Here is a 13,720-nt window from a genome sequence, read left to right as displayed (position 1 = left end):
ATTTTGTCCTGTAACTTCGGGATTACAACTCTATAATGAAACAAATCACCAGCGCACAAAACCCTTTTATCAAATCTTTGGTTTTATTACAAGAAAAGGCCAAAGCCAGAAAACAATCGGGCACTTTTTTGATTGAAGGACAACGCGAAATCGAATTGGCTCTCAAAGGCAATTACGAATTGGAAACCGTTCTTTTTCTTCCGGAACTAATTACCGAGCAACAAATAACCAAATTAACGCAGAAACAAATTCCATTAATAGAAATCTCCAAAGAAGTCTATCAAAAATTAGCTTATCGAGATACAACCGAAGGCATTTTGGCGGTAGCCAAAGTCAAAAATTTACAACTAACCGATTTAAAACTTCCTGAAAACCCATTGATTGTGGTGATGGAAGCCATAGAAAAACCGGGGAATATTGGCGCTATGTTGCGAACTTGTGATGCCGCCAAAGTTGATGCCGTAATTATCGCCAATCCCAAAACCGATTTATACAACCCCAATATTGTTCGCTCAAGCGTTGGTTGCTTATTCACTAATCAAATAGCGACAGCATCCACCGAAGACGTAATTGCGTATTTAATTAAAAACAATATTAATTTTTACAGCGCAACGTTGCAAAACTCGACCTCCTACCATACCCAAAACTACAACCTACCTACTGCATTGGTCGTTGGCACGGAAGCCACAGGACTATCCCAACTTTGGCGCGAAAAAGCCACTCAAAATATCATTATCCCTATGCAAGGAGAAATCGACAGCATGAACGTTTCGGTTGCCGCTGCGATTTTGATTTTTGAAGCGAAAAGACAAAGAGGATTTTAAAAATTTTAAATTATGACTCGAACGAAAGTGAACTGGCGAAGCAATTTTAAATTATCGTTGCTGGTCCTATTGGCTAGTTTCTCATTGAATGCACAAATTTCTGAAAATGAGGTTGATGTTTTAGTTGAAAACTCTTTAAAAACCTTCAATGTTCCGGGAATTGCTGTTGGAATTGTCAAAGATGGAAAATTGGTTTTTGCTAAAGGTTATGGTGTGTCCAATATCAAAACCCAACAAAAAGTAGACGCCAATACCTTATTCGGAATTGCTTCGAACAGCAAAGCTTTTACCGCTTCGGCCTTAGCTATTTTAGTAGACGAAGGCAAAATTAAATGGGATGACAAGGTGAAAAAATACTTGCCTGAATTCAAAATGTACGATGACTATGTGACCAATGAATTCACTATTCGCGACTTATTGACCCACAGAAGCGGACTCGGATTAGGCGCCGGAGATTTAATGATTTGGCCCGACGGACATGACTTTACGCCCAAAGATATTGTTAAAAACATCCAATATTTAAAGCCTATTTCCGGTTTCAGAACCAAATATGATTATGACAACTTGCTTTATGTAATTGCCGGTGAAGTCATTGAAAAGGTTTCTGGAAAATCATGGTGTGACTTTGTCGAAGAGCGTTTGATGAAACCTATCGGCATGAACAAAAGTGCGGCTTCTTGGTACAGATTAAAAGACACTACCAATGTGATTGTTCCGCATGTGCCCACCAATGGCAAACTGGAAATTGTACCCAGATACACCAACGCTATTTTTGACGCCGCTGCCGGATTGTATGCTTCTGTAAATGACTTAAGCAACTGGTTAATTGTGCAAATGAACAAAGGAAAATATGGCGAGAACCAACAACTTTTCAGTGAGAAACAATGGAAAGAAATGTGGACATCGCAAACCATATTACCGATGGGAAATGCTCATCCTTACACCTCTAATTTCAGAAACTACGGATTAGGATGGCGATTGGAAGACATCAATGGTCATTTGCAAGTCTCACACACTGGTGGTTTAGACGGAATAGTAACGCAAACCATAATGATTCCGGATATTAATTTAGGCATTATTGTTTTGACCAATCAGCAAAACGGTACCGCTTTCACGGTAATCTCTAACACAATCAAAGACAGTTATTTGGGCTTACCTAAGTTTGACCATTTGTCTTATTTTGGCAAAGAAAGAAAAGCAAAAGAAGGCAATGCCGATAAAATCACCGAGGAAGTTTGGGCAAAAGTAGATCAGAATCTAAAAGATAAAATCAAAATCGATTTCAAAAAATACATTGGCACTTACCAAGACAAATGGTTTGGCGAAGTGACTATTTTTGAAAAGAAAAGCAAATTATACTTTGCTTCAACTCGATCCAAAAGATTAGTTGGTGAAATTTTCTTTTACAAAGACCAAAATTTTGTAGTGAAATGGGATGTCCGAAGTTTCAATGCCGATTCGCATATTTTCTTTGACTTTGATGCTGAAGGCAAGGTTAATCACTTTACGATGAACGCTATTTCTCCGATGACCGATTTCAGTTATGACTTCCATGATTTGGATTTTAATAGGACCAAATAATTCTCGAGGCTAACCGCTAATTCTCAAAACAAATTAATTTTGGAATTTAATTCAATAATGCTTATTTTTAGGAATTGAATGAACATGCTATGATTGAAATTGATTTAGAAGAAGAAAAAAAAGCTATTGCCCGAGAATACAAAGAATTACTTCGCATAAGTTACCAAACGCTTACCGATTCAGATAAAAAATTAATCCGAAAAGCCTTTGATGTAGCTGTTGACGCTCACAAAGACCAACGCCGAAAATCCGGAGAAGCTTATATTTTCCATCCTATTGGCGTGGCCAAAATTGTCGCTTCCGAAATTGGTTTGGGTGCCACCAGTATCGCCGCTGCTTTAATGCATGACGTGGTAGAAGATACCGATGTAACCATAGAAGACATCGAAAAAATGTTCAATCCGAAGATTGCGCATTTGGTGGAAGGTTTGACCAAGATTTCCCAAGTCAAAAAAGACATGAACATCTCCATGCAGGCGGAAAATTTCCGTAAAATGCTATTGACTTTGAATGATGATGTTCGCGTAATCTTAATCAAAATTGCCGACCGTTTGCACAACATGCAAACCATGGATTCAATGCCTGATTACAAACAGGTGAAAATTGCTTCCGAAACGTTATACATTTATGCGCCACTCGCCCATCGTTTGGGATTATACAACATTAAAACCAAGTTAGAAGACTTAGGTTTAAAATATACTGAACCGGAAATTTACACTGATATTGTCAGTAAAATAAAGGAAACCAAAGAAGAACAAGACGCTTATATCGCAACAATTTCCGATGTGTTAAAGAAATCATTAGACGAAGAAGGCGTTGATTATGTGCTCAAAGGCCGACCGAAATCTATCTACTCTATTCGTAGAAAAATGGCGGCGCAAAATGTGACTTTCGACGAAGTTTACGACAAGTTTGCCCTCCGAATTATATACAAATCCAATTTACACGACGAGAAATTCCTTGCCTGGAAAATCTATTCCATCGTAACAGACCATTATCGTCCGAGTCCGAGTCGTTTGCGCGATTGGATTTCGTCACCCAAATCAACCGGGTACGAAGCCTTGCACATCACGGTTATGGGACCAAAAGGGCGTTGGGTAGAAATTCAGGTGCGAAGCGAACGCATGGATGAAATTGCCGAAAAAGGATATGCAGCGCATTACAAATACAAACAAGGTGCAACCGAAGAAAGCGGTTTAGACACTTGGCTTAATCTTTTGAAAGAAGCTTTGGAAAGTTCGGAAACCAATGCGGTCGATTTTGTGGAAGATTTCAAAATGAATTTGTATGCCAAAGAAATCTTTGTCTTTACACCCAAAGGAGAAATCAAATCGTTACCCAAAGGCGCCACTTCACTCGATTTTGCCTTTAGCATTCACTCCGAAATCGGAATCAAAACCCGAGGCACACGTGTCAACGGTAAATTAGTTCCCTTGAATTCCGAATTAAAAAGTGGTGACCAAATTGAAGTCATTACTTCTGTCCACCAAAAACCAACGATTAACTGGTTGGATTATGTTACGACTTCGCGAGCCAAAAATAAAATCAGAAACGTACTCAACGAGAACACCAAGAAAATTGCCGAAGACGGAAAAGAATTGCTAACGCGAAAAATGAAGCATTTGAAGATTACTTTGAGTGAAACGGTTGTCAATGAATTGGTCAACTTCTTCAATCTTAAAACCAGTTTAGACTTGTTTTACCGCGTTGGAATTGGTTCCATAGAAAACCAACAACTTAAAGATTTCGCGGCGCAAAAAAGCAATACTTTGATGAATTTCTTCAAAAGCAAAATGAAGCGTTCACCAAGCTCAAGACCGGATGAAATCAATAAGCAAGAGCTTAGCAAAAATTTTGATATGCTGGTTTTTGGTTCGGAGCAAGACAAGTTGGATTATAAATTGTCTTCTTGTTGCAACCCAATTCCGGGTGACGAAGTATTTGGTTTTATTACCATTAATGAAGGAATCAAAGTGCACAAAAAAGATTGTCCGAATGCCATCACGCTACAATCCAACTACGCTTACCGTATCATGCAAGCCAAATGGATTGACTCTTCGCAACAGGAATTCAAAGCCATTTTGAAAATTACGGGAATGGACAGTTTAGGTTTAACCAATGAATTGACCAAAGTAATTTCGAACAACATGCACGTAAACATCCAAAGCATTTCCCTAAGTGGTGAGGCCGGCATTTTTAACGGACAAGTCGCGGTAATTGTGCAGAACAATAATATTTTGAAGAAACTCATTGACAATATTAAGAAGATAGATGGTGTAGATAAAGTGACGAGAGTTTACACGAATTAAGTTGGATGCTAGATGCTGGGTGTTGGAAGTTTTTAAACTTTGAACTTTGAACCTTAAACTTTGAACCTTAAACTTTGATACCTTAAACAAAAAAATTACCTTTGTCCCATGACACTAATTGCATCCGATAACATTAAAAATCAAGAAGTCGTAAAAAATGTATTTACGGCTTATTTGGAGAACAAAGGACACCGCAAAACCCCTGAGCGTTACGCTATTCTTCAGGAAATTTACGATAGCGAAGAACATTTTGACATTGAGAATTTGTACATCAAAATGAAAAACAAAAACTATCGTGTGTCGCGCGCTACTTTATACAATACCATTGAACTTTTATTGGATTGCGGTTTGGTTCGCAAACACCAATTCGGGCAAAACCAAGCGCATTATGAAAAATCGTATTTCGACAAGCAACACGACCACATCATCATGACCGATACCGGAGAAGTGATTGAGTTTTGCGACCCGAGAATACAAACCATCAAACAAACTATCGAAGATATATTCGGAATTGAAATTCACAACCATTCTTTATACTTCTACGCCAATAAAAAAGAACAATAAAATATGCAGCCATTAGACTATTTCAAAAAAACATTTCTGTTCGCATTTGTATTTATTTTAGTTTATAAATTCACTTATCAGATTTTGGAAGGAATAGATACCATTACTACCGAATTTATGCTAAAAACACTGGTTGTAGCATTAGTAACCTCTTTGGTTTTGGGTATTTTAAATTACTTTTTCAAAATAGACTTACCCAAAAAGAAGAAATAAAAAACACAACAACACCATATAACACAACACACAATGACCGTAGATTTACTACTCGGATTACAATGGGGAGACGAAGGAAAAGGGAAAATAGTTGACGTCCTTACTTCAAAATATGACATCATCGCAAGATTTCAAGGCGGACCCAACGCCGGACACACTTTAGAATTTGACGGCATCAAGCACGTTTTGAGAACCATTCCATCAGGAATTTTTCACAGCAACAACATCAACATCATCGGAAACGGTGTCGTAATTGACCCGGTGGTTTTTAAAAGTGAAATCGATGGCTTGGCAAAGTTCAACCTCGATTTAAAATCAAAACTAATCATTTCGCGCAAAGCGCATTTAATCTTACCGACACACCGTTTGCTCGATGCCGCTTCTGAAGCCGCTAAAGGCAAAGCGAAAATTGGCTCGACTTTAAAAGGCATTGGTCCAACGTATATGGACAAAACCGGTCGTAACGGATTGCGTGTTGGCGATATCGAATTGGCTGATTTCAAAGAAAGATACCGCGCTTTGGCAGACAAACACGAAGCGATGATTGCGTTCTACGACGTAGCCATTCAATACAATTTGCCGGAGTTGGAGAAAGAATTCTTTGAAGCGATTGCCGATTTACAAAAACTAAACTTTATTGACAGCGAAGAATATTTGGCACAAGCCCAAAAAGCAGGTAAATCTATTCTTTGTGAAGGTGCTCAAGGGTCGTTACTCGATGTTGATTTCGGGACTTATCCTTTTGTAACTTCTTCTAATACAACTGCTGCAGGAGCTTGTACCGGATTGGGAATTGCGCCTAACAAAATCAAAGAAGTGTACGGAATATTCAAAGCTTACACAACACGTGTAGGTTCCGGACCATTTCCTACTGAGGATTTTGAAGAAGCTGGAGATGTGATGGCGAAAGTGGGTAACGAATTTGGCTCCGTAACCGGAAGAAAAAGACGTTGCGGCTGGTTGGATTTAGTAGCGTTAAAATACGCTATCCAAATTAACGGCGTAACCCAATTGATGATGATGAAAGGCGATGTCCTTTCGGGCTTTGATACTTTGAAAGTGGCTACGGCTTACAACTACAAAGGCGAAGTAATTCACCATTTGCCATACAACATTGAAGAAGAAAACGTAACGCCAATTTATACCGAATTCAAAGGTTGGCAAGCCGATTTAACCGGAATGACGACTTACGACGCCTTACCAAAAGAACTAAAAGAATACATAGAGTTTATAGAAAAGGAAGTCGAAGTACCAATCAAGATTGTTTCGGTTGGACCGGATAGGAAACAGACGATTACGAGATAAAACCTTCTCTTTGTCATTTCGATCCCGACACTTCGGGAGAGAAATCTCATTAACTTGGTGTTATGTGATTTTTCACTGCGTTCAAAATGACAATGCTAATTTAGAAACCCTTTCAGTGATGAGAGGGTTTTTCTTTTTGTACCACTTTTTTGTAAATTCGCTGAAATCAAATATCGGTTGCATCAACAACCCATCCATTTTAAAACCGCATTAAACTCAAAATTGAAATGAAAAAAAGCCTATTAATTCTTATATCTGTTTTGTCATTAAGCTGTAGCAGCGATGACAACAGTACTCCGAGTAATACCGACATGAATTTAGTTACCGGAATTAACCTAAGACAAACGTCTGATGATATTGGGTTAGAATTTGGCAATCCGAATATATTGGTCAATAACAAGTTTGTTGCTTATCCCAATCCCGCCAATAATGTGGTTTACATTGCAGCCCAAGAAAACATAACAGACATTTGGCTGGTGCCTGGAACTCCGAAAAAAATATATCAAAATACAGACTTCAGCAGTATATTAAACAACACTTTGTACCCCGAAGCGTCAATCATCATCAATGCTGATTTTTCACTTAACGGACAAGCTTCAGACGTTATAGGTTTGAATATTAGCACACTTGAAAAAGGTTACTATAAAGTGTTTGTGAAAATTGGAGGCCAAATTTATTGGGACAATTTATACAAATATGAAGGGAATGAGACTAACGAAGATCAATTTAATGCTTTATTTAATTTTTGGAATTAATAGAAAAATAGTCGTCTTGTTGCAAAACAACTAGATTACAAGCCACAAACGTTATAGGCAATTTTAATAAAACAACACCATGAAAAAGTACCAACTTAAATTTTTGACAATACTGATAATAGCAATTCAAATGGGTTGTGGAAATTCTCAACAGAATTCTGATAACAACAGTAAGATTGATTCAACTTCCAATCAGGCTTCCTCAAAAAAGTCGGGTTTGATTAAGCAAAAAATAACACCTTGTCTTTGGGTTGACAAAGATGCCAAAGCAGTAGTCAATTATTACCTTTCTATTTTCAAAGAGGGTAAACTAAAGGAATACCACCAATATAAAAACCCACCACAAGAAAAAGGACAAGAAGGTCAAGATAGCTTTGAAACGGCGGTTATGGAAATTGGGGATATCGAATTTAGTATTTTAGCTGCCGGTCCGTACTTCAAGTTTAACGAATCTGTTTCGTTTGTGATTAATTGCAAAGACCAAGCAGAAGTAGATTATTATTGGAATGCTTTGACCAAAAACGGCGGAGAAGAAGGTTCGTGCGGATGGTGTAAAGACAAATATGGTTTATCGTGGCAAGTAGTTCCGGTAGAATATTTTGACCTTATTAATAGCGAAGACCCTAAAGTTAGAGAAAAGGCCATGAAGAATACCTTTAAACAGAAAAAATTAATACTTTCTGAACTTAAATAAGCTGAAAACCCAATGAACAACACACCCGAAATAAAAGACGGCGACCAATGTAAAGTGATTGGCGGAACGCACAAAGGAAAGTCGGGTACCGCAACCGATTTAAACCTTAGCAAAACCGGACATTTGACCATTACCGTTGTTCAAAAAGATGGTGTTCGGTTCAAAACCCTCGCCAAAAATGTGGTGGTAGTAAAAATAATTTAGACTTGACGGGTTTTTAAAACGTGTCAGCTTTAAAACAAAAACCCCTTTCAATGAAAGGGGTTTTGTTATTAATAGTCTAACTTAAGAATCAGCGATTCACTCGGTTTGACGGTTAGTTTGATTAAACCTACACCGTTCTCAATTCGCATAAGGTAAGAACTGCCGTAGAGTTGGTCTTTTAATCTGAAGTCACCGCTTTTTAGTTGCCATTTGGTGATCACATCAGCCGGAACTTTAAGCAAAATAGTACTTGAGGTTACCCAAGAAAAATTGGCTATAACAATCACCTTCTCTGCATCAGTATAACGCACATACGAATACAATCCCGGATCATAATTGGCGGTTTCGTTTCGGTTTACGGTTTGTATCTCTTGGAACTTACCCGTCATGGCATCACTTTTCAAGGTAAAGTTCAATAAGCGCGAATAAAAATCGCGGAGTTCTTTTTCTTTTGGTGTCAACTGGCCACCGTCAAACAAACCACCATTCATCCAACGTTGGTGATTGGGAACACCCACATAATCAAAAATACTAGTACGGGATCGTTTCCCAAAACCGGCATCTTCATTGCCTGCCTCGCCTACTTCCTGACCAAAATAAATCATCGTTGGCGAAGAACTAATCGTAGCCGAAACCACCATTAGCGGTTTTCCTTTTTCAGGCGTTCCTGCAAATTCAGAGCTTGCCAAACGTTGTTCATCGTGATTGTCTAAGAAATGTAACATGTGGTGCTCAATATCGGTCATACCTTCTTGAATTTCCGACAAAGGATCGGGCATAGCATTGCCTTGAATCACGGCTTTTAAATGGTCGTAAGTTTCTACTTTGTCATACAAATAATCCATTTTACCCAATTTGATATAATTGCGGTACTCCTTCGGATTGTAAACTTCTGCTAACAAAAGAGCATTAGGGTTTTTCACCTTGATGCTTGAATTCATATAACTCCAAAATTCCACCGGTACCATTTCGGCCATGTCATATCGAAAACCGTCAACGCCTTTATTCAACCAATACAAAGCGATGTCACGGAATTTTCTCCAAGAACTTGGTACGTCTTTGTCTTTCCAATACATAAAATGGTCTTGGTAACCTTTATTTTCATATCCTGAAGGCAATTCAGGGAAATCTTTAGAACCATCAGGTTTGATACCATAATTTACTTTGATGGTTTCGTACCAATCATTGATATCGGGTTTGGCTTCGCGGGAACCATTACCGGTCCATTTCGCAGGAAACTCGCTGAACTTTCCGTCATTTAAAGGATTAGGCTCACCGTTCAAAGGTTTGTAATCGGGCGAAGTAGGTACTTCAAAAGCTTTCCCCGGGATATAGTAAAAGTTGTTATCGCGAGCATATTCTACTGAAGTATTATCATCTGCACCAAAATCTTTAACGCCTTTCGGATTGGTTAATCCTTTGTAATTGCGTGCAATGTGATTGGGAACGATATCTATAATTACTTTCAAACCATTGGCATGAGAACGCTTAATCAACGCTTCAAATTCCTGCAAACGCTTGGCCGGGTCAACGGCTAAATCAGGGTTCACATTGTAATAATCTTTCACCGCATAAGGCGAACCGGCACGGCCTTTAACTACATCTGGGTCATCATTGGAAATACCGTATTTGGTGTAATCTCTAATCACATCGTGGTGCGGCACTCCGGTATACCAAATGTGGGTTACGCCCAACTTTTTGATTTCCTGCAATGCTTTATCGGTAAAATCATTGAACTTCCCTACTCCGTTTTCTTCAATGGTTCCCCAAGGTTTATTGGTAGTATTTTTATTGCCAAACAATCGGGTAAAAACTTGGTAAACAACAGCCTTTTTGGGTTGGGCAACAACTTCAGCGCTTTTATTCATAAGGATATTCGGGGATTTTTGGGCAAAAGTTATACTTCCGGTACAACTCAAAGCCAGTACTATCAATAGTGTTCTTTTCATATCTTTTTCACTTGTTTTTTAACACCACAAGTCGTAGTGACAAATATAAAGAAATGATTGAAATATTGACACCATAAATAATTCTTAATAAACATTTTCATTGTGTCTAATTTCATAAATTTGCTCAAAATTCAATCACTTGAAAAAGGTACTTTTTTTTATCGGTTTACTGCTTAGTGTTGTCAATGTTGCCATAGCACAAAAAAAAACAACTCCAATAAATATCGAGCATGCCGATCATTTTGACATCAATCAAACCGAAATTCCGGACGCGGCTTTGCTTAGAGGCAATGTAAGAGTGAGCCATGACGGCGTTATTTTTACTTGCAACAAAGCTTATTTCTTCCAAAAAGAAAATTACCTAAAGGCTTTTGGCGATGTACAAATGGTGCAAGGTGACACGCTTTTCCTCAACAGCAAATATGCCGAATACAATGGTGAAATCAAACAAGCATATGCTACAGGAAATGTAGTGATGCGTTCGCCCGAATCGACTTTGGTTACAGACACTATCAACTTTGACCGAAATACACAAGAAGCTTTTTACAATTCATACGGAAAGATAACCAACCGTGAAAATACCCTTAAAAGCAAATCGGGTCGTTATTATGCCAATGAAAAGAAGTTCAAATTCTTAACCGCGGTTACGATTACCAATCCGAAATACACCATCAAGTCGAATCATTTGGATTATTATACCAATTCGGGTCACTCGTATTTGTTTGGTCCGTCAACGATTACCAGTAAGGAGAATTATATTTATACCGAAAAAGGGTTTTATGATACCAAAAAGAATTTGGCCTACTTCAAACGAAAATCCTATATCAAATACAAAGACCGACGCATCGAAGGTGACAGTTTGTATTATGACCGAAATAGAGAATACGCTTCGGCCACGAACAATGTAAAAATCACCGATTCCATCAATAAAGGTTTAATCAAAGGGCATTATGCCGAAATCTATCGCGATTTAAAAACGCAAAAAGATTCGATGATGATTACCAAAAAAGCAGTCGCGATTACTTTGGTAGAAAAAGATTCGATGTATGTGCACGGCAAAAAAATGATCATCACCGGAAAACCGGGCGAAAGAATTGTTAGGGCTTTCAACAATGTGCGTTTTTACAAAACTGATATGAGTGGGAAGTGTGATTCTATCCATTCCGACCAAAAAACAGGCTTAACCAAATTGATTAAAAACCCAATTCTTTGGAACTATGAAAACCAAATGACCGGCGATATCATGCATCTCATTGGTAACAACCAAACCGAAAAATTGGACTCGCTCAAAGTGCTCAACAATGCTTTTATCATCTCAAAAGACACGCTCAGTACGGGTTACAATCAGGTCAAAGGACAAAATCTCTACGGAAAATTTGTAGACAATAAACTTCGGGAAGTTGACATCATCAAAAACACCGAAGTCATTTATTATATGCGCAATGACCAACAAGAATTGATTGGCATTAACAAAAGCGTGAGCAGTAAAATCAATATGATTTTGGATAAAAACACCATTGAAACGATAACCAATTTCAACCAAATAGACGGTGATATTTATCCCGAAGCGGAATTGCCCGAAAATGCGAGGAAGTTGCGGGGATTCATTTGGCGTGGCGATGAACGAATAAAATCCAAAGACGACATTTTCCCTCAAGAAGAAATCGATTTGGATGCCAAGATACATGCGGAAACCAAAGTTGAAAAAGGTAAAGAAGATAAACCATTAGTACCCAGCAAAGAAACTTTGGATTATGACAAAAATAACCCCAAGCCAAAGTCGACTGCCGAAGCAAAACCAACGGTGAAATAATGATAACGCAAATTTGTCCAAAGTGTAAACAAGATGCTTTCACTTGGTATGTAAGCGAAGTATTGCCCAACATAACGGTTTGGAGTTGTAACAATTGTCCGCTGCAAATATTTGAAGAAGACCATGATGAAGAAATTTGCGAAAACTGTAATGAAAAAACCAAAACGCTTTTAAGAAGCCAAGAAGAACAATTTAATTGGTGTTCCAACTGCAATTCGGTAACCAATTACCAACTAAACGAATAAATCAACACAAGTTGAAAGAAGATTTTCTAAAATACCAAGCGCAAACTTCTCCGTATCCTTTGGGTATGGAAGTCTCACATGCGGTTGGTTCTTACATATACGATACCAATAATAAAAAATACCTAGACTTTGTAGCCGGCGTTTCGGCTTGTAGTTTGGGTCACCAACATCCACGCGTTAACCAAGCGATTATTGACCAATTGAATAAATATTCGCATGTCATGGTTTACGGAGAATATGCCCAACATCCGGCGGTAGCTTATTGCAAATTGTTGGTCGAAAATTTACCGCCAAGTTTAGATAAAATCTATTTAGTCAACTCAGGAACCGAAGCTTGTGAAGGTGCTTTGAAATTAGTTCGCCGAGTAACCGGCAGAAGCCAATTGATTTCTTGTCACAATGCGTATCACGGCAATACGATGGGTTCCATGAGCGTTATGGGATTTGAAGAAAGAAAACAAATCTTCCGACCACTGATTCCCGACGTAGATTTCATTACTTTTAATAACGAAGACGATTTAGAAAAAATAACCACAAAAACTGCCGGAATCATTCTCGAAAGTATTCAAGGTGGCGCGGGTTTTATCGAACCTCAAAATGATTTCTTGGCCAAAGTCAAAAAACGTTGTGAAGAAGTTGGTGCTTTAATGATTGTAGACGAAATCCAACCGGGTTTTGGCCGTACCGGAAAATTATTCGGTTTTGAAAACTATAATTTCGTTCCCGACGTAGTTATTATAGGGAAAGGAATGGCCGGCGGTATGCCTGTTGGCGGATTTATAGCCAATGAAAAACACATGGATTTGTTGAGTCACGATCCGAAATTAGGACATATCACCACTTTTGGCGGACATCCTGTCATAGCGGCAGCCTGTTTGGCAACTTTGGAAGAAGTCCTGGAAAAAGATTACGCTTCGCAGTCATTAGTAAAAGAAAAACTTTTCAGGGAACTTTTGGTACATCCTTTGATAGAAGAAATTCGAGGCCGAGGCTTAATGCTGGCGGCGATGACCAAAGACCCCGAAATTACCAATAAAGTGATTTTTAAATGCCAAGATAAAGGACTGATTTTATTCTGGCTTTTGTTTGAAGGTTGCGCTATCCGAATTACTCCTCCGTTAACTATCTCTGAAGAAGAAATAAGAGAAGGTTGCGCCATCATCATAGAAGCTATGAATGAAGTGGCAGCAGAAATGAAAAACTAAAGATTTCATTTTCAATTTGATAAGAAATTTCAAATCAAAAAATTGTTAATTAAATTGTT

General features: G+C 38.3%; 13 protein-coding genes. 12 read left to right on the top strand and 1 reads right to left on the bottom strand.

Annotation, left to right across the window (positions count from 1 at the left end):
- Nucleotides 1-35 precede the first annotated feature (35 nt).
- The 9 genes from ACK4HO_RS11605 (at nt 36) to ACK4HO_RS11565 (ending at nt 8,449) form a co-directional block, all read left to right on the top strand.
- Nucleotides 36-824: a TrmH family RNA methyltransferase gene (locus ACK4HO_RS11605; RefSeq protein ID WP_409665984.1), complete on the top strand. Its 789-nt coding sequence runs from the start codon at nt 36-38 to the stop codon at nt 822-824.
- 12 nt (nt 825-836) lie between these two features.
- Nucleotides 837-2,405 (top strand): serine hydrolase, encoded by a 1,569-nt coding sequence (locus tag ACK4HO_RS11600; protein ID WP_409665982.1) that lies wholly within the window; start codon nt 837-839, stop codon nt 2,403-2,405.
- A gap of 89 nt (nt 2,406-2,494) precedes the next feature.
- Nucleotides 2,495-4,714, top strand: coding sequence for a RelA/SpoT family protein (locus ACK4HO_RS11595; protein ID WP_409665980.1), 2,220 nt, complete (start codon nt 2,495-2,497; stop codon nt 4,712-4,714).
- Between the two features lie 108 nt (nt 4,715-4,822).
- Nucleotides 4,823-5,278 (top strand): Fur family transcriptional regulator, encoded by a 456-nt coding sequence (locus ACK4HO_RS11590; RefSeq protein ID WP_409665978.1) that lies wholly within the window; start codon nt 4,823-4,825, stop codon nt 5,276-5,278.
- Nucleotides 5,279-5,281: 3 nt separating this feature from the next.
- Nucleotides 5,282-5,491, top strand: a complete 210-nt coding sequence (locus tag ACK4HO_RS11585; RefSeq protein ID WP_409665976.1) for a hypothetical protein — start codon at nt 5,282-5,284, stop codon at nt 5,489-5,491.
- Between the two features lie 33 nt (nt 5,492-5,524).
- Nucleotides 5,525-6,796: an adenylosuccinate synthase gene (locus tag ACK4HO_RS11580; protein ID WP_187660985.1), complete on the top strand. Its 1,272-nt coding sequence runs from the start codon at nt 5,525-5,527 to the stop codon at nt 6,794-6,796.
- 227 nt (nt 6,797-7,023) lie between these two features.
- Nucleotides 7,024-7,551, top strand: coding sequence for a hypothetical protein (locus tag ACK4HO_RS11575; protein ID WP_409665974.1), 528 nt, complete (start codon nt 7,024-7,026; stop codon nt 7,549-7,551).
- Nucleotides 7,552-7,630: 79 nt separating this feature from the next.
- The gene (locus ACK4HO_RS11570) at nt 7,631-8,245 is read left to right on the top strand and encodes a VOC family protein (protein ID WP_409665973.1); all 615 of its coding nucleotides are present in this window, start codon (nt 7,631-7,633) and stop codon (nt 8,243-8,245) included.
- Nucleotides 8,246-8,257: 12 nt separating this feature from the next.
- A complete protein-coding gene (locus ACK4HO_RS11565) occupies nt 8,258-8,449 on the top strand; it encodes an RNA-binding protein (protein ID WP_409665971.1) in 192 nt (63 codons plus the stop codon).
- Nucleotides 8,450-8,517: 68 nt separating this feature from the next.
- Here the strand turns inward: ACK4HO_RS11565 and ACK4HO_RS11560 are convergent, their stop codons facing one another.
- Nucleotides 8,518-10,398: an alpha-amylase family protein gene (locus tag ACK4HO_RS11560; protein WP_409665970.1), complete on the bottom strand. Its 1,881-nt coding sequence runs from the start codon at nt 10,396-10,398 to the stop codon at nt 8,518-8,520.
- Nucleotides 10,399-10,537: 139 nt separating this feature from the next.
- Here ACK4HO_RS11560 and ACK4HO_RS11555 point away from each other — a divergent pair, with 139 nt between their 5' ends.
- The 3 genes from ACK4HO_RS11555 to ACK4HO_RS11545 are packed head-to-tail and all read left to right on the top strand — an operon-like array spanning nt 10,538 to nt 13,661.
- Nucleotides 10,538-12,211: an OstA-like protein gene (locus ACK4HO_RS11555; RefSeq protein WP_409665968.1), complete on the top strand. Its 1,674-nt coding sequence runs from the start codon at nt 10,538-10,540 to the stop codon at nt 12,209-12,211.
- Nucleotides 12,211-12,456 carry a hypothetical protein gene (locus tag ACK4HO_RS11550; protein ID WP_409665966.1) on the top strand — a complete coding sequence of 82 codons (246 nt, stop codon included), beginning with the start codon at nt 12,211-12,213 and terminating at the stop codon, nt 12,454-12,456. Before ACK4HO_RS11555 ends, ACK4HO_RS11550 begins: the two co-directional genes overlap by 1 nt.
- 11 nt (nt 12,457-12,467) lie before the next feature.
- Nucleotides 12,468-13,661: an aspartate aminotransferase family protein gene (locus ACK4HO_RS11545; RefSeq protein WP_409665964.1), complete on the top strand. Its 1,194-nt coding sequence runs from the start codon at nt 12,468-12,470 to the stop codon at nt 13,659-13,661.
- The last annotated feature ends 59 nt before the right edge of the window (nt 13,662-13,720 follow it).

Source organism: Flavobacterium sp., from assembly GCF_046296355.1.
Taxonomy (GTDB): domain Bacteria; phylum Bacteroidota; class Bacteroidia; order Flavobacteriales; family Flavobacteriaceae; genus Flavobacterium.
This window is presented reverse-complemented; position numbering and strand designations above follow the sequence as displayed.